General features: G+C 59.5%; 25 protein-coding genes. 15 read left to right on the forward strand and 10 right to left on the reverse strand.

The window, feature by feature from the left end; genetic code table 11:
• The first annotated feature begins 169 nt into the window (after positions 1-169).
• Entirely contained in the window at positions 170-1,333 is a 1,164-nt protein-coding gene (locus Q5H92_RS23040) for an alpha/beta hydrolase (RefSeq protein WP_305013925.1), read from the forward strand.
• Positions 1,334-1,487: 154 nt separating this feature from the next.
• Here the strand turns inward: Q5H92_RS23040 and Q5H92_RS23045 are convergent, their stop codons facing one another.
• Entirely contained in the window at positions 1,488-2,258 is a 771-nt protein-coding gene (locus Q5H92_RS23045) for an SAM hydrolase/SAM-dependent halogenase family protein (RefSeq protein ID WP_305013926.1), read from the reverse strand.
• A gap of 127 nt (positions 2,259-2,385) precedes the next feature.
• Between Q5H92_RS23045 and Q5H92_RS23050 the strand changes: the two genes are divergently transcribed.
• From Q5H92_RS23050 to Q5H92_RS23080, 7 genes are all read left to right on the forward strand, one after another.
• On the forward strand, positions 2,386-3,486 hold the full coding sequence (locus Q5H92_RS23050) for a PhoH family protein (RefSeq protein ID WP_305013927.1): 1,101 nt from the start codon (positions 2,386-2,388) through the stop codon (positions 3,484-3,486).
• A gap of 127 nt (positions 3,487-3,613) precedes the next feature.
• The gene (locus Q5H92_RS23055; protein ID WP_305013928.1) at positions 3,614-4,048 is read left to right on the forward strand and encodes a GNAT family N-acetyltransferase; all 435 of its coding nucleotides are present in this window, start codon (positions 3,614-3,616) and stop codon (positions 4,046-4,048) included.
• 98 nt (positions 4,049-4,146) lie between these two features.
• A complete protein-coding gene (locus Q5H92_RS23060) occupies positions 4,147-6,414 on the forward strand; it encodes a ComEC/Rec2 family competence protein (protein WP_305013929.1) in 2,268 nt (755 codons plus the stop codon).
• A 240-nt stretch (positions 6,415-6,654) separates the two neighbouring features.
• Complete coding sequence (locus Q5H92_RS23065) at positions 6,655-7,461, forward strand: enoyl-CoA hydratase/isomerase family protein (RefSeq protein ID WP_305013930.1); 807 nt, start codon at positions 6,655-6,657, stop codon at positions 7,459-7,461.
• Positions 7,462-7,588: 127 nt separating this feature from the next.
• On the forward strand, positions 7,589-8,116 hold the full coding sequence (locus tag Q5H92_RS23070; protein ID WP_305013931.1) for a sterol desaturase family protein: 528 nt from the start codon (positions 7,589-7,591) through the stop codon (positions 8,114-8,116).
• Between the two features lie 88 nt (positions 8,117-8,204).
• A complete protein-coding gene (locus Q5H92_RS23075; RefSeq protein ID WP_305013932.1) occupies positions 8,205-9,104 on the forward strand; it encodes a MerR family transcriptional regulator in 900 nt (299 codons plus the stop codon).
• A gap of 232 nt (positions 9,105-9,336) precedes the next feature.
• The gene (locus Q5H92_RS23080) at positions 9,337-9,882 is read left to right on the forward strand and encodes a sigma-70 family RNA polymerase sigma factor (protein WP_305013933.1); all 546 of its coding nucleotides are present in this window, start codon (positions 9,337-9,339) and stop codon (positions 9,880-9,882) included.
• A gap of 142 nt (positions 9,883-10,024) precedes the next feature.
• Here the strand turns inward: Q5H92_RS23080 and Q5H92_RS23085 are convergent, their stop codons facing one another.
• Together Q5H92_RS23085 and Q5H92_RS23090 are read right to left on the reverse strand one after the other, a co-directional pair.
• A complete protein-coding gene (locus tag Q5H92_RS23085; RefSeq protein ID WP_305013934.1) occupies positions 10,025-11,548 on the reverse strand; it encodes a phenylacetate--CoA ligase family protein in 1,524 nt (507 codons plus the stop codon).
• A gap of 3 nt (positions 11,549-11,551) precedes the next feature.
• Positions 11,552-12,679 (reverse strand): nitroreductase family protein, encoded by a 1,128-nt coding sequence (locus tag Q5H92_RS23090; RefSeq protein ID WP_305013935.1) that lies wholly within the window; start codon positions 12,677-12,679, stop codon positions 11,552-11,554.
• Between the two features lie 307 nt (positions 12,680-12,986).
• On the opposite strand from Q5H92_RS23090, the gene crtID reads away from it, so the two are divergent.
• The 5 genes from crtID to Q5H92_RS23115 all read left to right on the forward strand — a co-directional run bounded on the left by crtID (position 12,987) and on the right by Q5H92_RS23115 (position 17,904).
• Positions 12,987-14,474: a bifunctional phytoene desaturase/3,4-desaturase gene (gene crtID, locus Q5H92_RS23095; protein WP_305013936.1), complete on the forward strand. Its 1,488-nt coding sequence runs from the start codon at positions 12,987-12,989 to the stop codon at positions 14,472-14,474.
• A 117-nt stretch (positions 14,475-14,591) separates the two neighbouring features.
• The gene (locus Q5H92_RS23100) at positions 14,592-15,434 is read left to right on the forward strand and encodes a phytoene/squalene synthase family protein (RefSeq protein ID WP_305013937.1); all 843 of its coding nucleotides are present in this window, start codon (positions 14,592-14,594) and stop codon (positions 15,432-15,434) included.
• Between the two features lie 189 nt (positions 15,435-15,623).
• Positions 15,624-16,157, forward strand: coding sequence for a hypothetical protein (locus tag Q5H92_RS23105; protein WP_305013938.1), 534 nt, complete (start codon positions 15,624-15,626; stop codon positions 16,155-16,157).
• Between the two features lie 159 nt (positions 16,158-16,316).
• Positions 16,317-17,168: a 4-hydroxy-3-methylbut-2-enyl diphosphate reductase gene (locus tag Q5H92_RS23110; protein WP_305013939.1), complete on the forward strand. Its 852-nt coding sequence runs from the start codon at positions 16,317-16,319 to the stop codon at positions 17,166-17,168.
• Positions 17,169-17,175: 7 nt separating this feature from the next.
• Complete coding sequence (locus Q5H92_RS23115) at positions 17,176-17,904, forward strand: fatty acid desaturase (RefSeq protein WP_305013940.1); 729 nt, start codon at positions 17,176-17,178, stop codon at positions 17,902-17,904.
• Between the two features lie 90 nt (positions 17,905-17,994).
• Here the strand turns inward: Q5H92_RS23115 and Q5H92_RS23120 are convergent, their stop codons facing one another.
• Complete coding sequence (locus Q5H92_RS23120) at positions 17,995-18,552, reverse strand: hypothetical protein (RefSeq protein ID WP_305013941.1); 558 nt, start codon at positions 18,550-18,552, stop codon at positions 17,995-17,997.
• A gap of 137 nt (positions 18,553-18,689) precedes the next feature.
• Here Q5H92_RS23120 and Q5H92_RS23125 point away from each other — a divergent pair, with 137 nt between their 5' ends.
• Positions 18,690-19,484: a thymidylate synthase gene (locus Q5H92_RS23125; protein ID WP_305013942.1), complete on the forward strand. Its 795-nt coding sequence runs from the start codon at positions 18,690-18,692 to the stop codon at positions 19,482-19,484.
• 17 nt (positions 19,485-19,501) lie between these two features.
• Positions 19,502-19,840, forward strand: coding sequence for a hypothetical protein (locus Q5H92_RS23130; RefSeq protein ID WP_305013943.1), 339 nt, complete (start codon positions 19,502-19,504; stop codon positions 19,838-19,840).
• Here Q5H92_RS23130 and Q5H92_RS23135 read toward each other — a convergent pair.
• Genes Q5H92_RS23135 through Q5H92_RS23160 form a run of 6 tightly spaced genes read right to left on the reverse strand, consistent with a single transcriptional unit; the run spans position 19,832 to position 25,075 of the window.
• A complete protein-coding gene (locus Q5H92_RS23135; protein WP_305013944.1) occupies positions 19,832-20,638 on the reverse strand; it encodes an aminotransferase class IV in 807 nt (268 codons plus the stop codon). The genes Q5H92_RS23130 and Q5H92_RS23135 overlap by 9 nt on opposite strands.
• Positions 20,639-20,647: 9 nt before the next feature.
• Positions 20,648-21,547, reverse strand: a complete 900-nt coding sequence (locus Q5H92_RS23140; RefSeq protein ID WP_305013945.1) for a hypothetical protein — start codon at positions 21,545-21,547, stop codon at positions 20,648-20,650.
• Entirely contained in the window at positions 21,544-22,500 is a 957-nt protein-coding gene (locus Q5H92_RS23145; protein WP_305013946.1) for a hypothetical protein, read from the reverse strand. Before Q5H92_RS23145 ends, Q5H92_RS23140 begins: the two co-directional genes overlap by 4 nt.
• A gap of 28 nt (positions 22,501-22,528) precedes the next feature.
• Positions 22,529-23,668: a DNA-processing protein DprA gene (gene dprA, locus Q5H92_RS23150; RefSeq protein ID WP_305013947.1), complete on the reverse strand. Its 1,140-nt coding sequence runs from the start codon at positions 23,666-23,668 to the stop codon at positions 22,529-22,531.
• 6 nt (positions 23,669-23,674) lie between these two features.
• Positions 23,675-24,046, reverse strand: coding sequence for a MerR family transcriptional regulator (locus tag Q5H92_RS23155; protein ID WP_305013948.1), 372 nt, complete (start codon positions 24,044-24,046; stop codon positions 23,675-23,677).
• Between the two features lie 21 nt (positions 24,047-24,067).
• Entirely contained in the window at positions 24,068-25,075 is a 1,008-nt protein-coding gene (locus Q5H92_RS23160) for a glycoside hydrolase family 53 protein (RefSeq protein ID WP_305013949.1), read from the reverse strand.
• Positions 25,076-25,081: the final 6 nt, after the last annotated feature.

The following is a 25,081-nucleotide window of genomic DNA, read 5'->3' on the forward strand; positions in this document are numbered from 1 at the left end:
TTTGATTTAAGCTCATCTGTAAAAATAATTCGATTCGCGGACAAGTCCCTCGGGCTTTGATATAGCGTAATGGGTTGAAAAAATGCAATGATTCCAACCTCCGATTAAAGGATTCGTAAGGGTTAAACATCCATTTTTTGCTAATCACCATCACACTCTTTTTACGTTCATGAAACACCCTATCCGCCGCCCGTTAGCCCTGCTGATTGCCCCGGTACTCACCGGCGGCCTGCTCCTGAGCAGCTGCAACAGCAGCACTACCTCCACCGAAACCACTACCCCAGGCGCCACGGCCGACACCACCGCCACGGCCGCCAAGCCCGACAGTGCCGGCATGGCCAGCACGCCCGGCGAGGTGAAGCCCACCATGGCCAAGCCCGCCTGGGGCCCCAACATCAAGCCCGAGATGCAGGCCGTGATTGAGCAGCTCATGAGCTTCAACAACAAGCCCTTCCCCGAGCTCACCGCCGCCCAGGCCCGCAAGCAGCCCAGCGCCGCCGACGCCGCCATGAAGCAGATGCGCGTGAGCGGCATCCCCGCGCCGCCCCTGAACTGCGACACAATGACGATGAAGCTGATGCCCGGCGTGAGCGCCCGTGTTTACACGCCCAAGGGCGGCGCCGGCCCGTTCCCGGTTATCGTGTACTACCACGGCGGCGGCTGGGTGATTGCCACGAATGATACCTACGCCGCGTCGGCCCAGGCCCTATGCGAGCAGGTGGGTGCCATCGTGGTATCGGTAGAATACCGCAAAGGCCCCGAGCACAAATTCCCGACCGCCCACGACGATTCCTTCGCCGCGTACCAGTACGTGCTGAAAAACGCCGCCAGCATGAAGGGCGACCCCAACAAAATTGCCGTGGTGGGCGAAAGCGCCGGCGGCAACCTGGCCTGCAACGTGAGCATCATGGCCCGCGACAAAAAAGTGGCCCTGCCCAAGTACCAGGTGCTGGTGTACCCCATCGCCGGCTCCGACACCAACACGCCGTCGTACCAAGCCAACACCGAAACCGCGCCGCTCAACAAGGGCGGCATGGAGTGGTTCTTCAAGAACTACCAGCGCACGGCAGCTGATTTGAAAGACCCGCGCATCAACCTCGTAGCCGCCAACCTGAAAGGCCTAGAGCCCACCACCATCATCGCCGCCGACTACGACCCGCTCACGAGCGAAGGCAAAACCCTGGCCGACAAGCTGACCGCCGCCGGCGTGAAAACCAACTACAAGAAATACGACGGCACTACCCACGAATTCTTCGGCATGGCCGCCGTGGTTCCCGAAGCTAAAGAGGCCCAAGGCGTCGCCGTTAGCGACCTGAAAGGCGCGCTGAAATAGGCTTCGGCTACCTTAGCTGGCTGACATAGAACGTCATGCTGAGCGGAGTCGAAGCATCTCTACCGCAATAGTAAATGAATTACTGGCGCGGTAGAGATGCTTCGACTCCGCTCAGCATGACGTTTTTTTTAATGCTTGGCTGACCACAAAAGCGCTACTCCACCGGAAACCGCACGTCCACCTGCGAGTCAAAATGCAAGCCCAGCAGCTCCGCAGCGTTGCCCTGGCAGATGCCCAGGCACAGGCAGTTCTGGCTGTTGAACACGGCCACGGCCTCACCGGGAGGGGCGGCCGAGAAGTGCGGGTGTACCTCGCGCACCACGTCGCGCCCGAAATGCACGGCGAATTTGCGGCCGTGGCCCACGGCCTCTACCGCCGTGCGGGAAATGTTGGTAATCAGGTTGCCGTAGTGGTCCACGTGGGCCACGTGGCCCGTGATGCGGTGGTCCTGAATGCGCACCTGCCGGTTGTTGAGGCGGTGGAAATCCTGCACCACGGGGCCCAGTGAGGTCATTGGCTCGCCCTGGGCTAGGGCCACGGCGGCGGGCAGTAGCACGTCGCGGGTGGGGGAGGCCGTGACGGCGGCGGGCAGGGCCACCAGCTCTTCGGGGGCGCTGTTGGTGAGCAGTGCCAGGATGCCGTTGTCGCCGGCCAGGAAATAGTGGCCCTCGAAGCGCGCCACTTGCCAGCCCGGCTCGGGGCCCGCGCCGTGGTCATCAACGCCGATGACGTGCGCCGTGCCCTCGGGGAAATCTCGAAACACGGATTGGAGAACGTGAACGGCGTGCGCGATGTTGAAGGGTTCGACGCCGTGGCTGATATCGACCACGGTGGTGGCCGGGGCCAATTGCAGAAGTCGCGCTTTCAGCGCCGCCACGTAATGGTCGCGGTAGCCAAAATCGGTCAGCAATGTTATCAAGCCCATGCCTGCGTTCGGTAGTTTTTCGTAGTATTGTCGGGCCGCCCGAACCGGGGCAAAAGTAGCCGGTTTATGCGGAAAGGCCCGTTTCTTTTTGCCTGCTCACTCCGTTTCTTTCCCCCTCTCCCCGTCCTTGGTCGAAAAAATCATCACCCTCGAAAACATGTCCCTGGTCGACTTTCTCGGCCCCGACAATCAGAATATCCGCCAGTTAGCCGCCGCTTTCCCGGGTTCTAAAATCATCAGCCGCGGCAATGAAATCAAGATTCAGGGCCAGCCGGCAGTCATCTCCCGTATCAACGATTTATTGTCGTCGCTCATCGAGCACTACCACCAGTACGGCCAGATTACCGACAAAACGGTGAACCAGTACCTCTCCGCCACCTCCGAGGAGGCCGAGGGCCGGGTGCTGGCCGCCTCGCCCGACGTGCTCTTGTTCGGGGCCAAGGGCGGCGTCATCAAAGCCAAAACGCCCAACCAGCAAAAGCTGATTGACACGGTGATGGCCCACGATTTGACCTTCACCCTGGGCCCCGCCGGCACCGGCAAAACCTATATTTCGGTGGCGCTGGCCGTGCGGGCGCTCAAAAACAAAGAGGTGAAGAAAATCATCATCTCGCGCCCCGTGGTGGAGGCCGGCGAAAGCCTGGGCTTCCTGCCCGGCGACATGAAGGAGAAGGTCGACCCCTACCTGCGGCCGATTTACGACGCCCTGGAGGACATGATTCCGGCTGAAAAGCTGAAGTTCTACCAGGAAAATAAAATCATCGAAATCGCCCCGCTGGCCTACATGCGCGGCCGGACGCTGAACAACGCCTTTGTGCTCCTCGACGAGGCCCAGAACACCACGCCCTCGCAGTTGAAGATGTTCCTGACCCGCATGGGCCCGACGGCCAAGGTGATGGTGAACGGCGACCGCAGCCAGATTGACCTGCCCACCCGCCAGAAATCGGGCCTGATGCAGGCGCTGGATATTCTGAAGAATGTGCAAGGCATCGGCTACGTGGAAATGACGTCCGAAGACGTGGTGCGCCACCGCCTGGTGAAGGAAATCGTGGAAGCCTACGACAAATTCGACAACGAAGAGCAGATGCGCCAGGGCCAGCAAAGCGCCGCCAACGGCCAGCGCCGCGACGAGCGCCACGAACGCCGTCTGCGCGAGCAGGGCCTGTTGACGGATGCCCCGGCGGCGGAAGAACCCGAACTGCCCGTAAACCACGAGCAGGCGATGTAATTTCTGCTTTCTTTAACCTGTCATCCTGAGCGTAGCGAAGGACCTTATCACGTCAGAACACATTTCGTTCATCGGTGATAAGGTCCTTCTCTGCGCTCAGGATGACATTTTTTTAATTCCTCCAACCATGTCCGCCACCGCCTACCGTATCACCGACCTGCGCGACCTCGACGCCGCCTTCACCATCCGCGAGAAAGTATTCGTGGAAGGCCAGGGCGTGCCGGCCACCCTTGAAAACGACGTGCACGACCGCACCGATGCCCGCCACTACCTGGCCCGTGCGGCCGATGGCATGCCCGCCGGCGCCGCCCGCTGGCGCGAAACCGAAAACGGCGTGAAGCTGGAGCGCTTCGCCGTGCTGGAAGGTTTTCGCAACCAGGAAATTGGGGCGGCGCTCCTCCACGCCGTGCTGGCCGACGTGCAGGCCGAGCTGCCGGATGCGCCGGTGTATTTAAATGCCCAGATTCGGGCCGTGCCTTTCTACGCCCGTCACGGCTTCAAAACGGAAGGGGAAATGTTTGAGGAAGCCAATATCCAGCACTATAAGATGGTGCTGGAATAGGCCAGCAGCTTACGGTGTAGCGCGGAGGAGGTAATTACGCGGATTTGTGACCAAACCGCTACATTGCCAGCTCAATATACTCTCCGCCTCTGCCGCAAATGATTACCTGGGCTACCTTTCCGTTCGTTCGCTACACGCCCGCGCTGATTGGCGGAATTGTAGCCTACTTGTATCTGGGCGAAACCTGGCCGGAAATGTGGCCCGTGGCCGTGGGGCTGGCAGTGGTGGCCATTATATTCATTACCTGGGCTATTCGTCAGCGGAAACCGGCTGCGAGCGACGCGGCCGGCATCGTGGCATTGGTTGCTGTGGTGGTGTTTGGGGCGGCGCTCACCCAGCGCGCCACCGAAAGCCGGCGGGCCGACCATCTTTTTCGCTTTGCCGATAAAATTGATTGCTATCAGGCGGTGGTGGACGAGGCCACTGTCGTGCGCAAGGCCACTTTTGCCACCACGCTGCGGGTACAATCGGTGCGCGTGAGCGGGCGCTGGCAGCGGTCCACGGGCGGCGTGCGGGTGTCGCTGCCGCGGGTGGCGGGCATCGCTCAACCGCGCTACGGCGAGGTCTGGCTCATCCGCGGGCACCCCGACCCCAGCAAGCCGCCGCTCAACCCCGGCGAGTTTGATTACCGCCAGTACCTGGCTTATCGGCAAGTGTACCACCAGCAGTACATCCACCCCGACCAGTATAAAGTGTTGCGCTCCGACCCGCCGAATATTCTGGTGGCGCTGAGTATGAATTTTGCGGAACAGCTCGACGGCGTTTTTCGCCAATACATCAAGGCTAAGCGCGAGTACGCCATTGCCTCGGCGCTGGTGCTGGGCATCAAGGACGACGTGGATGCCGACACCAAACAGGCCTACAGCAGCACGGGCACCTCACACATTATGGCCGTGAGCGGCTTACAGGTGGGCCTATTGTATCTGGCGCTGACCTGGTTGCTGCAGAAGCTTTTCGGGCGGCTGCCGGGGTTCCGGTTGTGGTCGGCGCTGCTGGGGCTGACGGTTATCTGGGGCTATGCTTTTATCACGGGCTTGTCGGCGTCGGTGCTGCGGGCCACGGTGATGTTTACGTTTCTCATCATCGGCCGGGCCTGGGGGCGGCAAAGCTCTATCTTCAACACGCTGGCCGTGGCGGCGTTTTTCCTGCTACTCTGGAACCCGTTTCTGGTGGCCGACGTGGGTTTTCAGCTCTCATTTCTGGCGGTGCTGAGCATCGTGTATATCCAGCCGCGCATTGCCCGCTGGCTGGATGTGAAAGAGTATTTCTATGCCCGGCAACGGGCCTGGCAGTCGAAGGCCGGAAACTGGCTTTGGCGGACAATTGGCTGGTTCCTAGACAAGGTGTGGCAGGCCGTGGCGCTCTCCTTGGCGGCGCAGGTAGCCACGTTTGGTCTGGGGCTTTATTATTTCCACCAGTTCCCGTTCAGCTTTTTGTTCTCAAATCTGGTGGCCGTGCCCATTTCGAGCGCGGCTGTTTACGTGGGCCTGGCGCTGTTACTGGTGAAAGGCCTGGTGGCGTGGCCAGGTATTTGGTTTCCATCGGTTTCAGCTGCATTGGATTGGGCTCCCCAAGGCGTTGCCTGGGTTTTCGAAAAAATGGTCTGGCTATTCAACGAATACATTTTCCTTATTAGCCGCTACTTTTCCGGCTGGGTCGTGCGAGAAATCCACGTTTCGGCCCTGCAAACGGTGCTGATATTTGGCCTCATCGGCACCTTTCTGGCTTGGCTCAATACCCGGCAACTGGGCTGGCTGCGTGGCATGGCCCTGCTGCTGCTGTGTTACGCCGGCAGCCGCGTAGCCGAGGCGCGCGCCGTGGCGCCCACTGAAGAATTCATCGTGTACAGCATCCCGCGCCGCTCGGCGGTGGGTTTCTGGCAGGGCGCGAGTGCCGAGTTCGTTACCCCCGATTCGGTGGCGCTCAACGAAACCGAGCGCACCTACCGCCTCCTGCCCGGCATCATCCGCAAGGCGGCCCGGCGCACGCACTACAGCGTGGGCTGGCGCGGCACCACCGTGCCGGTGCAGCGCCTGACCGATGCTGACAGCACGGCTGAAAATTCGTTTTTTCGTTCAGGACCGGTAGTGCTGGCGCAGTGGCGCGGCCTGCGCGTAGGCTTCGTGTCAGGTCGCATTCCTTCGGCTACGCAGCAGGTGCCAGTTGATGTGTTAGTACTGCGCCGCAATGCCCACGTGAAACCCGAAACGCTGGCGGCTGTATTTGGCATCAAGGCGAAGGTCGTGTTCGATTCAAGTTGCAAAATCTGGTACGTGGCGCGACAGGATTCCAGCCTGCGCGCCCACGGCTTCCGCACCTGGGACGTGACGGCTCAGGGCGCCTTTCGGATAGCGCCGCCGCTGTAGAGGTGCGTCCAAGCGGTATTCAACCCCTACTCAGGCAACCTCCCGCCGATGCGGCCCGAGTTGCCGATGGAGCGATGTATAGCCTAATAGCCAAGCTATTTGGGCGGCATGGATGCCGGCTTGGTCGAGCACATCCGACCAAGTGTCGCTTTTTTCCGTTTATTGCCTAGCCGGATGCCACCATTCCACCCCGATTGGCGTCTTGGTTACAACCATCCGTCCGCGCCGACCCCGCTCCTCATGGAAAACCTGCTCACGCCCGAACTCGAAGCCCTTCGCTACATCCGCTACGAAGCCCAGGACCGCATCGGCTACATCACCCTCAACCGTCCCGACAAGCGCAACGCGCTGAACGCCGATGTGGTAACGGAACTCAAGCAGGCTTTCGAGTTTGCTGAAAACGATGAGCATGTGAAAGTTGTCGTATTGCGTGCGGCCGGCGACGTGTTCTGCGCCGGCGCCGATTTGGCATACATCCAGGACCTGCAGGGCTTTGGCTACACCGACAATCTGGAAGACTCGACGCACCTGATGCAGCTATTCCACCAGATTTATACCCTCAAAAAAGTGGTTATTGGCCAGGTGCAGGGGCACGCGCTGGCCGGCGGCTGCGGCCTAGCCGCCATCTGCGACATGACGTTTGCCGTCCCCGAGGCCAAGTTTGGCTACACGGAGGTCAAAATCGGCTTCCTTCCAGCCATAGTGAGCGTGTTTCTGGTGCGCAAAATAGGGGAGGCGCGCACCAAGCAATTGCTGCTCAGCGGCGACCCCGTTTCGGCCCAAACGGTGCTCGACATGGGCCTTATCACCTTCATGGTCCCCAAAGAAGAATTGGCCGAAACCGTCCGCATTTACGCCCAGCGCCTGTGCCGCGAAAATTCGGCCCAGAGCATGGAGGTGACCAAGGAAATGCTGGCCCGCCTGCCCGAGATGGACCTCGAGGAAGGCCTGCGCTACGCCGCCCAGCGCAACGCCGAAGCCCGCGGCTCCGACGACTGCCGCCGCGGCATTGCCGCCTTCCTGAGCAAGGAAAAGATTGGCTGGTAAGTCAGAATTCATTTATTCGTAGCCCTAAACCTAAATAACGCCGCTTCGTTCACGGAATTAATCCGGCGCGAAGCGGCGTTTCGGCGTCATTTCCAAACAACCCCTTTCCCGTTCGGGTTACTTCCGCATGACAGCACTGGCCGCCATTGGCATCACCCTCGCCACCTTCGGATTCATGGAATTCTGGGCGTGGTTCATGCACAAGTTTGTGCAGCACGGGCCGCTGTGGTTTTTGCACCGCTCGCACCACGTACGGCACCCGCACCCGGTGGAGCGCAACGACTTGTTTTTCCTGATTTACGGCGCTATTTCGGCTTTGCTTTTCATTACCGGCGATAATGGTGGGCGTTGGTGGTTTTGGGTGGGTGTGGGCATTGCGGCCTATGGCACGGTTTATTTTTTCGTGCACGATGTGCTGATTCACGGCCGGCTGCGCTTCTGGAAAAAGTCAGACAATATCTACCTCCGGGCACTCAACATGGCCCACAAAACCCACCACAAAACCATCGGCCGCGACGGCTCGGCCGAATTCGGCCTGCTGTGGGTATCGCCAAAATACCTGGAGCTGGCCCGGAAGCAGGCCCAGAATCGAGCCGGTAAAAGTCAAAACAAGGTAGGTCATGCTGAACGCAGTGAAGCATCTTTACCTCAGTAGTAAACTCTTAAAATTGGATTAGTTGCGCGGTAAAGATGCTTCGGCTTCGCTCAGCATGACGTTCTTCTACTCACCCCAACCAACCCCAATGGGCCACTTCTCCATCAGCGACTTAGAGCAGCTTTCGGGCGTTAAGGCGCACACCATTCGGATGTGGGAGCAGCGCTACGGCCTGCTGCGGCCCGTGCGCACGGCCACCAACATCCGCACCTATTGCGAGAGTGACCTGCGCCGCCTGCTGAACGTGACCACGCTGTGCAGCCGGGGCCAGCGCATCTCGCAGGTGGCCCGCCTGAGCGATGCCGAAATTCAAGCCGCCGTGCTGGCCTGTTGCAACGACGTGCACGACTACCACCAGCAGGTAAACGCCCTGCTAGCCGCCATGCTCGGCTTCGACGAGCAGCGCCTGAACTACTTGCTGAATGAGGCCAGCGCCCGACTGGGCTTCGAGAAAATGATGTTGTTTGTGGCCTATCCGCTGCTGCAGCGCATTGGGCTGATGTGGCTGGCGGGCACCGTCAATCCGGCGCAGGAACACCTGCTGGCCCATTTGCTGCGCCAGAAAATGTTGGCCGCCACCGATTCTTTGCCCTGTGTGCCCGCCACGGCCCGGCGCTGGGTGCTGTTTCTGCCGGCCAATGAGCTGCACGAGCTGGCGCTGCTATTTATGAACTACGTGTTGCGGGCCCGCGGCCAGCACACCCTGTATCTGGGTCAGAATATGCCAGTGGAGGAATTGACGGCCGTGTGCGAAACCTACCAGCCCGATGCCTTGGCCACGGTGCTCACCACCCAGCCGGAGCGCAGCCGGGTAGGCGAGTTTGCGCACGCCCTTTCGGCCTGTTGCCCCGATAAATTGGTGGTGCTCTACGGGCCGCTGGCCCGGCAGGAAGGGCTGGTGTTGCCCAAAAACTGCGTTTCGCCGGAGTTGATGACGGACTTTCTGGCCTTGGTAGCCGAAAGTGCCACCGAGCCAGTGGCCGCTTAGCCCACCAACCCAAACCGTCGGGCGACAATGGCTCGTACTTGGTCGGCAAGCTTCATTATTTGATAATGGGCAAAGGCGGAACAAGAGCCCGGCAAATCCTTGGCCGGGTGTACCTTGCCGCGCCGGCTTAAAAGAAGTAGGCGTGCCGAGCGAAATAGTTTGGCCGGGGCTAGCTGAATTTGCGGCGGGCTCGTATATTTGTTTAACAAACGGTCACGAAAAGCTAAACAGCATGAACTCGCTCGAATTCACCTCGCAAGTGCAGAAAATTTCGCTGACGCTCCGGCCCGCCGCCATGAATTTGACGCGAGACGCTGACGACGCCAAGGATTTAGTGCAGGAAACCCTCCTCAAGGCCCTGCTCAACAAGGACAAGTTTAAGGCCGGTACCAACCTGAAGGCGTGGTTGTATACCATCATGCGCAACACCTTCATCAACAACTACAACAAGATTACCAAGCGCAGCTCCAACATTGACAGCACGGAGTATTTCCAGTATTTCAACACCGACCAGAACTACATCACCCACAACGGCGCCACGTCCGATTTCGTGGTGCGCGACATCAACGAGGCCATTTCCAGCCTCGGCACCGACTACCGCACGCCGTTCATGATGTACTACATCGGCTACAAGTACATGGAAATTGCCGAGAAGCTGCAAATTCCCATTGGCACCGTAAAAAACCGCATTCACATCGCCCGCAAGGACCTGAAAGCGGCCCTGCAAGTGTACGCGCCGGTAGGAGCCAGCGCCGGCGGCGACGTGGTGGAGGAGTAGGTTTCTAAGGTTAGAAATTGAACGCCCGTCGTTTCCAAGTCTGGAAGCGGCGGGCGTTCGGCTTTTGTAGCGTGGACTCTGCGAGTCCGCGCATGCTAGGAACCGCGCCCATGCGCGGACTCGCAGAGTCCACGCTACGGTTCTACGCCGCTTGAATGTACCGGCGCTTTATGCGAATGTCCTCGTCCGCAAACGGCCCGGTTTTGTAGGCAAAGAACTCCACCTGCGGTTTTTGGCCTTCGGGCACCATGCGCCACGACTCGCGGAAATCCTGGTTGATGCGGCGCAACTCCTCGAAGAACAAATCATTCAGCGCGGCGTCGTTGCGGATGCGCAGGGGCTGGCGCTCGGCCAGCTCGAAGCAGATGCGGAGCTGCTTGTCGGCCTGCGGGCCTTCGCTGGTGAAGAGCGTGAACGAGGCCACCCGCTCGGCCAACTCGGGCACGCCGAGGAGGGCTTCCTGCACATCGGGCGGCGAAACTTTACAACCGAAGTAGGCCACGGTCATGTCGGCGCGGCCGTAGTGTAGCAGAATGGGCAGGTCGGAGTAGGAGAGGGCGAAATCCTCGGGGCGCAGGCCGCAGCTGCGAAGCAGGCGCTTCAGTTCTGGAAAGCGGATGATTTGGGCGCGGTCGTGCAGGTTGTAGCGAATTTTGGGCGACAGGTAGTTGGGCCGGCAAAGCGTGACCAGCAACTCGCCGGCGCGGGTGGTCTCGAGGTGGAAGTCGGCGGGGTTGAACTGAAACACCACCGGCACCGCGCCGGGAAAATGAAGCAGCTTGGCGCGCAGCGCCGGGCTGGCCAGCAACGCCTTGCGCAGGCCAATGGTGAAATCATTCTCGGCCGCAATGTTCAGCTCCAAATCCGACGCGCCCAGCGAGCCATACACCCGGCGGATGCCCTTGGCCAGCAGGTAGTCGCGCATCAGCTCGCTGATGCCCTCGCCGCCATAAATCATGCTCACGTCGTACGCGGCCCAGTCGATGCCGGCCGTATCGACCAGCAGCTTGAGAAACGGCGGGTAGCCAAGGACGAGGTAGCGGTGGCCGGGGCCAAAAAAACGGAGCGTATTGGCGATTTTGGGCACGTCGGGACCGGTCGATTTTAGCATGGAAATGTCGGTGAGGCCCATGGTGATGTTGATGCCCGTGGCCCAAGGGCCCATGGCAAACGCATTTAGAATGAAGTGCGGGCCCTCACCAATGAGGCGGGTGAGGCCAAATTCGAGCATGCGCTTATTGGCCTGCCGCTCGGCGTGGCCGCGCACCCAGTTGGTGGGCACGCCGCTGCTGCCCGACGACTCGTCCACAATCACGCCGTGGCTCGGTACGCGCCCGCCCCGGCAGCGCGCCCCGATGTCGAAGCGCTTCACGTAGTTTTCCTTGTCCATCACCGGCACGCGGCCCAAATCGGGCACCACCAGGCTGCGGAACCGCATGCGGCCAAACGGGTGCTCGGCCAGAAACTGCCGGTAGGCCGGGGTGCGGCGGCGCGCTTCCTCAAACACGGCCAGTGCCTTCAGCTTGCCCAGATTCCAGCGCAGGCGCTCCATGTGGGGCAGAAACAGTAGCAGCATGGTGCCGTTGTGCAGCTCCAGCAGGTGGCGCCAGCCTTCCAGCACTTGCACCAGGGCGACCAGGAAATAGGTTCTCAGGTTGGTTTTCATGATTTAGGAAGGAATGGCAGTAAGAAAAATGTCTTGTGTGTTGAGCCGGAGGCTGCGGGGCGGCTCGGTGCTGTAGCCCAGGCGCACCAGTAGCCAAAGCGGTGCATCCGAAGGCTGGTGGCCAACTTTTTCGAGGAACTGGCGGTGCGCCGCCTCATTGGTCACCACCGAGCCGAAGGGGTGGAGGTACACACCGTGACGCGTCATTTCCAGCCACAGCTGCTGCATAAGCGTACCGGCCTGCAGCCAGTCGACGCGGGTTTCGAAGCGGCCTTGCAGCCAAGCTACTGTGCTGGTGCCGTGCATCGAATGGCGGTATACTTTGCCCAGCACGTTCCGCTTCCACGGGCTACGAAACCGCTCGGGATGAAAGAAAAAGTTGTGCATCAGCCGGCCCGGAAAACCCATGCAGTGGCTCCAGAGACCATCTTTTTTGGTATTCGCTTCATCAGTTGTCGTGCGGATGAGGCCAGCCAACTCCTGCCGCACGGGCGCGTCATCGAGGTCGGTGAAGAGCGTTTGGCGGTTGAGGTCGAGGATGAAATCGACCATCGCCGCATCGTTGGAACAGGTGAGCTGGTGGCCGTGAGCCGCCGCCAGACTCGCCAGCTGCTGCTGAATCTCGGCGGCGACGGGGCGGCCGTCGTAATGCAGACGCGAGGTGCGGCGCTGCTTGAGCAGCTCACGGTCGAAGACCGAGGCGGGGCCGGTTTGGGGCGTGGGCTCCAAGCGTAAATCGGCGAACAGCTGCGGCGTATTGGCGGCATAGTTCAGGCGGGGCTCATTGGTGTGCCGGACTTGCAGGCCATAGCCCAGCGGGGCGGCGGCAATGCGCAGGCTCTCGATGAACATACCCAGTCCAACGATGGTGAAGCAGGAAGTAGGGTCGGTGTGGGGCAGTAGGCGGGCTGGCTCGTAGTAGAGGCGCGCTTCGGTATTGCTGAGCACCAGCAGCTTCCACGGCTGCACGTTGTGTGGCGAGGGAGACCAGCGGGCATAGTCAACCAGTTCGGCCCAGCGGGCCTGCGCGGCGGCATCGGCCGTGCGGGCCTGCGCGGCCTGCCGGAGCTGACCCAAGAGGGCAAAACCGGCGCCCAGGGCGGTTCGAAACAGAAAGTCACGGCGTTTCATGAGTGGAGGCGTTGCGGGTGAGATGGGAACGTTAGCGGTATTGGCGCTGCGTTATTATGCTCCAAAGGTGTGATAATGCCCCTGCCATTGTAAAGCTCATTTTTGGGTATGACGGACTTTTAATATGATTGTTTTAATGTGATAATTATCTGAATTAAAAGTAATTGTATGTGTTTGCAAGGATTTTTGAAATAGAGGAAGCGTAGACGAAAATCTCCAGCTTGTGCAATCGGGTTGCAGCAGCCGGCTAAAACAAAGTCTTCGGCCGGATTGTAGCTTGCGGCATCTTCACTCGTATTCCGGTTTGTTGAATTCTTCCCCTGCTGCTCGTTCTGCTGTTGTTATTGGTGCCGGCTTCGCGGGGCTGGCCGCCGCCACCACGCTGGCGCAAGCCGGCTGGCGCGTCACCATCCTCGAAAAGAACGAAGGCCCCGGCGGGCGGGCGCGGGTTTTTCACGCCCAGGGCTTCACCTTCGACATGGGCCCGAGCTGGTACTGGATGCCCGACGTGTTCGAGAAATACTTTGCCCGCTTCGGCAAAAAAGTGGCGGACTATTACGAATTAATCCGCCTCGACCCGTCGTATCAGGTGATTTTCAAAGGGCCCGAGGCCGTGGATATTCCGGCCCGAATGAGTGAGCTGCGCGCCCTGTTCGAGCGCTACGAGCCCGGTAGCGCCGCCCGGCTCGACGAGTTTCTCAAGCAGGCAGCATATAAGTACGAAGTAGGCATCAACCGGCTGGTGTATGCCCCGAGCCGTTCCATCTTCGAATTTGCCGACCCTAAGCTGCTGGTGGATATGGTGCGGATGGACGTGCTGCAAAGCATGCACAAGCACGTACGGAAGTTTTTCAAAGACCCGCGCCTGTTGGAGCTGGTGGAGTTTCCCATCCTCTTCCTCGGCGCCACGTCCGAAAACACGCCCGCCCTCTACTCCCTGATGAACTACGCCGACCTGGCGCTGGGCACCTGGTACCCCAAAGGCGGCATGCACAAGATTGTGGAAGGCATGGTGCACCTGGCCGAGGAACTGGGCGTGCGCATCGAATACAACCAGGAAGTGACGGAAATTGTAGTGGAAAACGGCCGCAGCACCGGCGTGCGCACCGCCAGCGGCTTCCACGCCGCCGATGTCGTGGTGGCCGGGGCTGATTACCATCACATTGAGCAGCAAGTACTCAAGCCGGAATTTCGCCACTACGACGAGCAGTATTGGGATTCGCGCACCATGGCCCCTTCGAGCCTGCTGTTCTACCTCGGCGTCAATTGCAAGCTCGACAAGCTGCGCCACCACAACCTCTTCTTCGACGAGGACCTGAACCAGCATGCCCGCGAGATTTATGAGCAGCCGCAGTGGCCCACGCGCCCGCTCTACTACGCCTCCGTGCCCAGTAAAACCGACCCCACCGTTGCCCCCGAAGGCCAGGAAAACCTGTTTCTGCTCATCCCGGTGGCGCCCGGCCTGAGCGACGATGAAGCCACCCGCGAGCGGTACTACGACCTGCTGATGGCCCGGCTGGAAAAGCATTGCGGCCACACAATCCGCGACGCGGTGGTGTTCAAGCGCAGCTACGCCCACCGCGACTTCATGGCCGACTACCACAGCTTCAAGGGCAACGCTTACGGCTTGGCCAACACCTTGAAACAGACCGCCATCCTCAAGCCTACGCTAAAGAGTAAAAAAGTGGCAAATTTGTATTTCACGGGCCAGCTTACCGTGCCCGGGCCGGGCGTGCCGCCCTCGCTCATTTCGGGCCAGGTGGTGGCGGGCGAAGTGCTTAAGGAAATTAAATAGCCCGTCATGCAGAGCGCAGCGAAGCATCTTTACCGCACTAATCCATTTGCCTGAATTGCGTTGCGCAGTAAAGATGCTTCGCTGCGCTCTGCATGACGTTCTTAATAGTTAACCAAAGTGGACCACGTTAAACTCTTCACCGATACCAGCCTGGCGTGCAGCAAGCTTATCACGGGGCGCTATAGCACCTCGTTCACGCTGGGCATCCGCACGCTCGATGAGCGGCTGCACCTGCCGGTGTACGCCGTGTATGGCTTCGTGCGCTGGGCCGATGAAATCGTGGATACCTTCCACGACCATGACAAGGCCGCGCTGCTGGCCGACTTCCGCCGCCAGACCTACGAGGCGCTCGATGCCGGCCTGAGCTTCAACCCGGTGCTGCACGCCTTTCAGGACGTGGTGCGGCGCTACGGCATCGACCGCGAGTTTATCGAGGCGTTTCTGCACAGCATGGCGCTTGATTTGGAGGACCAGAGCTACCACCCCGACCTGTACAATGAATACATCTACGGCTCGGCCGAAGTGGTGGGGCTGATGTGCCTGCGCATTTTTTGCGACGGCGACGATGCCCAGTTTGAGCGGCTGCGCGAGCCGGCCCGGCGCCTGGGTTCGGCGTTTCAAAAGGTGAATTTCCTGCGCGATATCCGCTCCGATTACGAGGACCGGGGCCGCGTGTACTTCCCCGGCGTGGTGTATTCGCGGTTTAACGACGCGACCAAAAGCGAGATTGAGGCCGACATCAAGGCCGATTTTGAGGCCTCCTACGAGGGCATTCAGCAGCTGCCGCGCTCGGCTAAGCTGGGCGTGTACCTGGCGTATGTGTACTACCTGAAGCTGTTCTACAAAATCAAAAAGCTGCCGGCGGCGCGCATCCTGGGCGAGCGGGTGCGGGTGCCCGACAATACCAAGCTGCTGCTGCTGCTGGGCTCGTATTTCCGCTACCGGTTGTCGCGCATTTGAGGGTGGTTTTGGGCCCGGCTTTTGCCTGGGCACAAAACACTAGCGGCCCTACGCCGTAGTTTTGCCAATATGCGTATTCCTGAGTTCCATTTTTTAGCAGTGCTGTCCGTGGCTTGGTCGTCGTCCTCGGCGGCCGATTTGCCCAACATTTTCCGGCCAATGGAGGCACTTGCGCAAGATTCGCTTCCTATGGCTGCCGCGCCCCGCGCCGCCTGTGCTGCCGCATTCAACTTCTTTAATCCCAACGCCGTGTCTTCGTCGCCCTACCATCCCGCCATCCTGCGCCGCCACTACGAGCAAGCCGCCGCCGACAAAACGGCCGGGGAAAAATTCTACAAGCTGCTGGCCGATTACAAAGACCGCGACGCCCTGGTGCTGGGCTACAAAGCTGCCGCCGAAGCCATTCGTGCCCGCGACGCGTCGATGTTCAACAAGCTGACCTACGTGCAGGATGCCGCCCGCACCTTCGAGCAAGCCGTGAGCCTCGACCCGCGCAACCCGGAAATCCGCTTCCTGCGCTTTTCAGTGGAAAGCAATCTGCCGGCCTTCCTGGGCTTGAGCAAGCACGTGGATGAGGACAAAGAGCTGCTGCTCAATGCCGCCCTGAACCACCCCGGCACCGGCCTCGACGCGGAAGCCTTCCGCACGGTGCGCGGTTTTCTGGTAGGGCGTGGCCATGTGAGCGACGACGACGCGCAGAAATTGAGCAAAGTGAAGGAGTAGAATCCGGGTAGCATAAGCTGCCGCTCCTGGCCCTTTTAAGCGGAAGCTTGTGCCTCATTTTAGCCTAACCGAAACTCAAATAGGCCTGGCTAACGTATTTTCGGCTACCCGGCCCGATTTACGCAACCTTGCGGGTAGGTTGCTGGTTACCGAGGTCCTATGCCGAACCTGTCGCTCAGCGTCCGAATTGACCCCAACTCTGGTTTTTGCTTTGGCGTGATTTACGCCATTCAAATGGCCGAAGACCTGCTCGACGAGCAGGGCTACCTCTATTGTCTGGGCGATATCGTGCACAACGACGAAGAAGTGCAGCGCCTGGAGGCCCGTGGCCTGCGCATCATCTGCCACGAGCGGCTGGCCGAGCTGCGCGATGAGGCGGTGCTTATCCGCGCCCACGGCGAGCCACCGGCCACCTACCAGATGGCCATGGAGAATAACCTCACGCTGATTGATGCCAGCTGCCCGGTGGTGCTCAAGCTCCAAAACCGCATCAAAACCAGCTACGACAAGAAGGAGCAAATCTTCATCTACGGCAAGCACGGGCACGCCGAAGTCCTGGGCCTGCTGGGCCAAACCAGCGGCAACGCCGTGGTTTTCGAGAACCTTGATGAGCTGCTGAGCCACGAACTGCCCGAAAACATCACCCTCTACAGCCAGACTACCAAGAGCACCAATAGCTTTTACAACATCAAGAACCAACTGGAAACTCGGGGCTACCAGGTGAATGCCAACGACACCATTTGCCGGCAGGTGAGCAACCGCGACAAAGACCTGCGTCGTTTTGCCGCGCAGTTCGACCAGATTGTGTTTGTGTCGGGCACCAAAAGCTCCAACGGCAAGGTGCTTTACCAGGTGTGCAAGGAAACCAACCCGCAAACGCACTTCATCTCCAACGTGGCTGAAATTGACGCGGCCTGGTTCCAGCCGGGGCAGTCGGTGGGCATTTGTGGGGCCACCAGCACGCCGATGTGGCTGATGGAGCAGGTGCGCGACCGGCTCATGGCTTTATAAGCAAGGCATGAATTCTACCGCGGCCACTATAGCCAAGCGCGTTGCGCCCGCGCCCGTCGGCACGACCGGCTTGGCTATTGGCGGACTGATTGTGGTACTATGGGCGGCGTTGCTGGGCTTTTTGCTGGCCCGGTACCAGCCAAATTGGTATTCGCCCGCGCCGTATCTGCTGGCTTTGCTGCAAACGCACCTTTACACCGGCCTCTTCATCACCGCGCACGATGCCATGCACGGGGTGGTGAGCCCTAACAAGCGACTGAATAATACGCTGGGCACCCTGGCCGCCGGGCTGTTTGCCTACAACTGGTTTCCCGGCATGCTGGCCAAGCACCACGCCCACCACCGCCACGTGGGCACCGATGACGACCCCGATTTCCACGACGGCCGCCACCCGGGCTTCCTGCGTTGGTTCGTGCGCTTCGCCTGGAACTACGTGACGTGGTGGCAAGTGCTGCTCATGGCCGTGACGTACAACGTGCTCAAGCTGTTTTTTCCGCAGGCCAATGTCATTGCCTTCTGGATGATACCCGCCGTGCTGGGCACTTTCCAGCTTTTTTTCTTCGGCACCTATCTGCCGCACCGGGGCGAGCACGCGGCTGATAACCCGCACAAGTCGCGCAGTCAGTTTCGGCACCACCTATGGGCCTTTGTGAGCTGCTATTTTTTCGGGTATCATTACGAGCACCACGACCAGCCCTACCTGCCTTGGTGGCGCCTGTGGCGGGCGAAATCCTGACCACGGATTGCTCGGATTTTATGGACGAACAAGAAACGTAGGCAACAAAAAGCCGATTCGTTTCCGAAGCGACTTTTTCACAAGAGAGAATTATTTGCTTTCCCTTAGTAATTCACGTGCGGCTATTAGTGCGGAAGGCACCAAAGCATTGGCCATAACAATTTGGCTGAGTTCTTCGGCCGTTTTTTTGGAGAATCTTTCTTTAAAAGCCGCTATTTCTTCCTGCTGTGCGCGGGCAATTTTTTCTTCAGATGGCTTGATGAGCGCAGAGAGCTTTGTGGTAATTCTCTTTGGATATAAAAAAAAGGTTACCAAGCCAATAATTGCTAAAGTCGGGCTTGAGCCAATTTGCAGCGAGCCAAACGCAATGTAAAAATTTACTTCGCTTAAAGTAAAGTTTATCAGGCCCAGAACCCCAAGCAGGAAAGTCAGGGCAAAGAAATATTTGAAATAGCGCCTCAGAAAAAAGAAGGAAGCAAGCGTTGCACCCGTGGCGACAAAAGCGCCGTAATGCTTGGCGTTTAAAACATAATCCACAGGAGCACCTGCCTCATTAGTGGTGCCTTTGAGCCAAAAAATGAGCGTGCTGATGCAACAAATTGCCATAATCAGCGCGGGAACGAGTGGTCGGTAACGACTATTCATCATTTCTGAAAGAGGTTGAATCTACACCATCGAAAGGTAGTGTGCTGGAATAAGATAAAGCATAGCCTGTCCGCCAACCACCTGCTGGCTCTTAAATTTGGCAGACAAGATTACAGAACTCCGGTTTGCTTCCTATTCCCATGCGCCAATACCAAGCCCTGCTCCGCCAAATCCTCGATACTGGCACCGTGAAAACCGACCGCACCGGCACCGGCACCGTGTCCATATTCGGCCCGCAGATGCGGTTTAATCTGGCCGAGGGCTTCCCGCTGGTGACGACCAAGAAGGTGCACCTGAAAAGCATCATCCACGAGCTGCTGTGGTTTTTGCAGGGCGATACCAACATTGCCTACCTCCGGGAGCATGGCGTGAAAATCTGGGACGAATGGGCCGATGAAAACGGCAACCTCGGCCCCGTGTACGGCCACCAGTGGCGCTCCTGGCCCGACGGTCACGGCGGCCACATCGACCAGATTGCGCAGATTATTCAGCAGCTCAAGACGCAGCCCGACTCGCGCCGCATCCTCGTTTCGGCCTGGAACGTGGCCGAGCTGCCGGAGATGAAACTACAGCCCTGCCACGCCCTGTTTCAGTTCTACGTAGCCGATGGCAAGCTCTCCTGCCAGCTCTACCAGCGCTCGGCCGATGTGTTTCTGGGCGTGCCCTTCAACATTGCCAGCTACGCGCTGCTCACCCTCATGGTGGCGCAGGTGACGGGCCTGCAGCCCGGCGAATTCATCTGGACCGGCGGCGACACCCACCTCTACAGCAACCACCTCGAACAGGCCGAGCTGCAGCTCACCCGCGAGCCCCGACTGCTACCTCAGATGCGCATCAACCCCGAGGTGACCGATATTTTCGGGTTTAAATACGAAGATTTTGAGCTGGTAAATTATGAGCCGTGGCCGGCTATCAAAGCGCCGGTGGCGGTGTAATATTCAAGGTCCCACCAATGTTTGATTTCCTGGGGGAGCTGCTGGCGGAGTTTATTATTGGTCCCATTATCAGTTGGGTGTTTGGGGCTGTGCTGTGGGTGCTTCGCACGGGGCTTCTGCTGGTTTTTTATCCGCTGTTGTTGCTCACCGGCTGGCTTCGGCTTTGGGTACGCGAGAAGGGTCAGAGAAGCTTTGGAGAGCTTTGGAAAATGCACGGCCACTCCGGCTTGCATGGTTTCGGATGGTCGGAAGCGGCTCTGGATATTGAATACCTATTGGCAACGTGCCTGATTATGATGGCCGGTACCGGAGTGACTCTGGTGGTTTATTCGTTGGGCAAGCTATGGCTACGATAACGATTTAAGCACCTGCACCAGCGTCTCACTGGGCTTCCCGCAGGCGTTATCCTCAATGCGCGACACCGATTTAATGGCCGCCACATTGGCCGTGAAAACGGTATCGGCTTCCAAAAGGGCCGCTCTCGTAAAAAGTCCTTCCCGGCACTCCATTCCCGCCGCCCGGGCCCCCCGCAGCACCTGTGCCCGGCGCACGCCCGCCACGCAGCCCGTTTCGAGCCCGGGAGTGAAGAGCATATCATTCTTCATCCAAAAAATAGCCGCCGCGCTGGCCTCCGCTACGTATCCGGCGGCATTGCAGAGAATAATCTCATCGAGCCCGCGCCGCTGCCGTTCATAGGCGGCGCGCACGTAGAGCCACGCCTGTGGCCCCTTGCAAAAGCTGAGCGGAGAATAAAGGGAATGAGTTTCCAGCGCAAAAGCGGCCTTGGCGATGGGAGCGTCATCGGGCTCGAAGGCTTCGGCGGTGGCCAGCCATTCGGCCGCGTCGGTGGTAGGCGTGTAGCGGCCGCCGCCGGTGCGCCACTGCTGCAGGCGGAGGCGGGCGGTGGGTAGGTGGTTGGCCACTGCTAGCCGAGCCAGGGTGGTTTCCAGGACTTCGGGCGTGGCCAGGGCGGCGGGCAGCGCGAGGTAGAGCGCGGCGGCGGCCCGCCGCATGCGGGCGTGGTGGTCGGCCGCGAGGCGCAGGCGGCCGTTGGCAAAAATCAGGGTTTCGAAGAAGCCGTCGCTGAAGGCCAGGCCGCGGTTGGGCAGGGGCAGGGCGGCGGTGGGCAGCAGGTCGTTGTTCAGCAAAAGCATGGGCCAAAGCTAGCGCCGGACCACGCGATAGGGCACACTGATTTGGAAGGTGGTGTCGCGGCCGTTGGCATTGAACCGAATAGAGCCTCGCCAGCTGGCCGGCCCAACTCGGACCGGTACTCGGAAACGGACCTTTCCAATACCCTGCCGGTTTACTTGGACAGGATGGTTGTTGCACTTCATGTAGAAATTGCCACGCGGTAGCGGAAACTGTTTTACCAGAAACAGCCGCGCCCGATAAGTAGCACCCAACTGCACCACGTTGGACTCTGCAGTAGCAACCGCCATCAGATTGGTGGCCGTATTTCTTGCCCCAACCCGGTGACTGAAGTGCCGCAGTGTTTTCTGTTCGGCTTTCAGCAAGTTGCTCTCCGCCTGGGCAATAGCGGATAGTGAAATTATGATGGGCTTACCATTGAATTGGGACAGATTTACCCGAAGTGAGTCTTTGAAAAGGGCAGGCAGCGCGGCCTGATAAGCCGCGAATTGCTGCTTCAAAGCCAAGTTCGTGGAAGTTCGGACTCTAAACGGCTGGTTTAATAGGTCAATTGCGTGAGATGAAGATTGGAACCGAAAGGTAGGCGTAATGCCGGCTTGACTCAACGCCAGTATCCGAAGATGATGCAGGGTGTCGAGCAGAACCGCTGTTCGAACCTGCAATGTTTGGCAAGTGCGCAGGATGGCGACTTCCTGGGGCTGCTTTTGGTTCTTTATAACACTGGCTTCAATCCCTTTCAATGTGCCTTCCAGGTAAACGGCCGCTTTGGCATTCTCCGTTTCCAGCACTCGCTGCAACGTCAAAACCTGGTCCGTCAGCCGCGACTGTTGCGCCTGCTGCTCTATCCAGCTGTAGCCACTGCAAGCAGATATTAACCCTACAACCAAGAGCCAGAAGTTGATTCGTGTCATGGCGTGGGCCTATTAAGGACCCAAAAAGGGACCGTTAACCGCCAAGTGGAATCAGCGGGATAAAGGCGCGCCTGAATAAGGCCCTGCCATTCGGCTCGAAGGGTGTCGGCGCGGCTGCCGGCTGACTTCGGAATGGGTATTTCGACAAGACCTTGCTCGTTTTCGAATCGCTGCACTTTGCGGCCGTTCACGCTCATCTGCTTGTAATAGAACTGAGAGAAAGATTCTGCCAGCAACAGTTGGGCCTCGTAAATACCTCCCGGCTCAATGGTGCTGGAAGCAGGAACGGCCACCGCGGCCAGTCTATCGAAGCAAATGCAATTGGAGCTAACTTTTTGGGCCTGCACCGACAAGGCATCAACTTCGTAGCGGCGCACCTCGGCTATCAAACGTTCCAAAGTGGCCCGGGCACTTGCTTCAGGGGCATTTTGAAAGTAATAAACGCTGAAACAAGCAGGTTCGAGGAGCGGCTCGGCAGGACGTGTCAGTGAGTGGGCATGCGGAACATAACGGCGAATGAAGGCCACATAACGGTCCAGATGCTGGGCCAGCAACTTTAGTCCTCGGTTATCCAAACCGCTGGGGAAGTCGCATGTGAGGTATGGAATCCGCGTGCTAGTTGGCCTTGCATCTGTGAGCCCCAGGAGTAAGCTCAAGCCACCCAGGCTGTCGGCCATAGCATCTGCTCGGTCAACAATCTGCTCCGCCTGATGGAGCACAGCTTGGTCGCGGGTTTGAGACCGGTTCTTATAAACGAGGTAGCCAATTCGTTGGCTCATAATATCAGCAGCCTTTTCCGACTGCTGGCTGTATGCCGACATATAATTGCCAAGTACAGAGGCTTCAGCAATCAATTTCTCCTGGCGGATTTGCGCCTTATATATGTTCCAACCAAAAGCCAGCGAAATTCCAGCTAATAGTATGAATGCTATTAATTGAATCTGGGCGCGCATGCAGTTGGGTTGGATAAACGTGCTGGCCTCACACCAACGCAAACTTCTTCCCCGGCATTGCCCGCACCACGCCCCGAAACTCGAGCCCCAGCAGCAGCGAGGCCACCGCGTAGATGGCAATCTGCGCCTGCCAGGCGATGTCGTCCATTTGAAGCTCGCGGCCGGTAGCGGCGGCCAGCACGGTGATGATGGCAAACTCCTCGGCCGTAAAATCATCGGCCGAGTAGGAGGGAACCGGCTTAAACTTACCCGACTGGTGCAGGGCCGCGTCCCAGTTCAGGAGCTGCTCCAGGTCCAGCGGCTCGGTGTACATGGCGGCCCGGTTGCTCTTGATAAGCGCGTTGCAGCCCTCCGAAGCCGCCGAGCCCAGGTTGCCGGGCACGGCCAGCACGTCGCGGTCGTAGCTCAGGGCCAGTTCGGCGGTTATCAGCGCGCCGCCTTTGATGGCGGCTTCTACCACCACCGTGCCGTCGCTCAGGCCGGCGATGATGCGGTTGCGGGCCGGGAAGTTGTAGCGGTCAGGCGACGTGCCGAAGGGAAATTCGGTGAGCAGGCCGCCCTGCTCGCGCATTTTCTCGGCCGTTTTCTGGTGGGTATGGGGGTAGATGCGGTCCAGCCCGGTGGCCATCACGCCCACGGTTTCCAGGCCTTCCTGCAGGGCGGCGCGGTGGGCAATGATATCGATGCCGTAGGCCAGGCCGCTCACCACCAGCGGCCGGTGCGGCACCAGCCCCGCAATGATGCGCTCGGTTTGCTCGCGGCCGTAATCGGTGTTTTTGCGGGTGCCCACGAGGGCCACCGTTTTGAGGGCGTTGAGGTCGGCCGTGCCTTGGTAATAGAGGATGGCCGGGGCGTCGGGAATCAGCTTCAGGCGGCTGGGGAAGCGCTTGCTGGTGTAGAAAATGATTTTCACACCGTCCTTTTCGGCCTTCTTCAAGTCGGCTTCGGCTTTGCGAAAGGCCTTTTCGCGCTCCGGGCCGGTGAGCATTTTCACGGTGGCCTCGCCCACGCCGGGGATGCGGCGCAGCTTGCCGGGCGGCATCATCAGCACGGTTTTGGCCGCACCGCCGTAGCTCATCAGCTGCCGCGTGAGCTGCGGGCCGATGCCGGGCAGCAGCGTGAGCGCCAGCTCGTGGAAAAGGGTGTCGGAATTGGTAGAATCAGGCATAGAGGGCTATTCGGCGGCGTCCGGTTCGGCCTTGCCCGCCGCGTCTACTTCCTTCTTGAGGCTCATCAGAAACGCCCGCACCTTCTCCAGGCTTTGCACCACGTCAATTTTGTCTTTGAGCTGCGGGCCCTTCTGCTTGAGCATGTCGCGGGCGCCGGGAATGGTGTAGCCGCGCTCTTTCACCAGGTGGTAAATGGTGCGGAACACCTCAATGTCCTGCGGGGTGTAGAGGCGGTTGCCCTTCTTGCTGCGGCGCGGGCGCAGCTCGTCAAACTCGGTTTCCCAGAAGCGCACCAGCGACTCGGCCACCTTGAACTGGGCGGCCACTTCGCCAATGGTGAAGTATTGTTTTTCGATGCTGCGCTCTTTATAGGGCATGGGTTGGGGGCCGAAGGGAGGCTAACGGACGCGGTATTTCCGGCTGATTTCGTCGTAAATTAACAACAAGTCGTTCGCCTTTCCCTGTTTGTCGAAAATGGATTCCCAGGTGTTGAGCGGTTCCCAGATGAAACTGCCCCGGCCTTTGCCGTGCGGCAGCTTGAAGGCGATGTCGTTGGCTTCGCGCTTGCGCTCCGAATATTCGACCAGCACAATATCCTGCGGGTACTTGCGGGCCAGCGCCGTGAGGTTGTTTTTCAGGTCGGGAATGGTGCCGTGCCACTTCGGATAATACGACTCACCGATGACGTCGAACTCCACCTGGCGCGCCACCATGCGGTCGAGCCACAGTTCCGAAAGGCCGTTCTGGCCGCCCAGGGCAATGTGCATCATCACCAGGGCGGTGGGCGTGGTTTCGCGCACGGCGCGGGCGCCGGCTTTGGCCAGGCCGGCCAGCGTGTCGAAGCGGGCGAGGCTGTCGGCCTTTTGCACGTCGCCGTCGGGCCAAATCATGCCGTGGTTGATTTCGTTGCCCACCTGCACCATGTCGGGCGGGGTGCCCTGGGCGGCCAGGGCCTGCAGCACCTCGCGGGTGTAGTCGTGCACGGCGCGCTCCAGGGCTGCGCCGCTGAGCGTTTCCCAGGCCTGCGGCTTGAACTGCTTTTGCGGGTCGGCCCAGGTGTCGGAGTAATGAAAGTCGAGCAGCAGCTTCAGGTTGGCCTGCTTCACCCGTTTGGCCATGGCCAGGGTGTGAGCGAGGTCGCAGAAGCCCTTGCCGGGCGAGTAGCCGCTGTCGGCCGCCGGGTTATTGAAAATGCGCAGGCGGATGTAGTTGAAGCCGTGGTCTTTCAGAATCTGGATGGCGTCTTTCTCCACGTCTTTATCCGAAAATTTGATGCCGCGGGCTTCGAGTTGAGGCAGGAAGGAGATATCGGCGCCCAGCACTTTGCCCAGGCGGGGCGGGCGGGGAGTGGCGGGAGCCGATAAGCCAAAGCTGAGCAACAGCAGGGCCAGAAAGTGGGTGCGCATGTACAG

This window comes from Hymenobacter mellowenesis, assembly GCF_030581005.1.
GTDB classification, from domain to species: Bacteria; Bacteroidota; Bacteroidia; order Cytophagales; family Hymenobacteraceae; genus Hymenobacter; species Hymenobacter mellowenesis.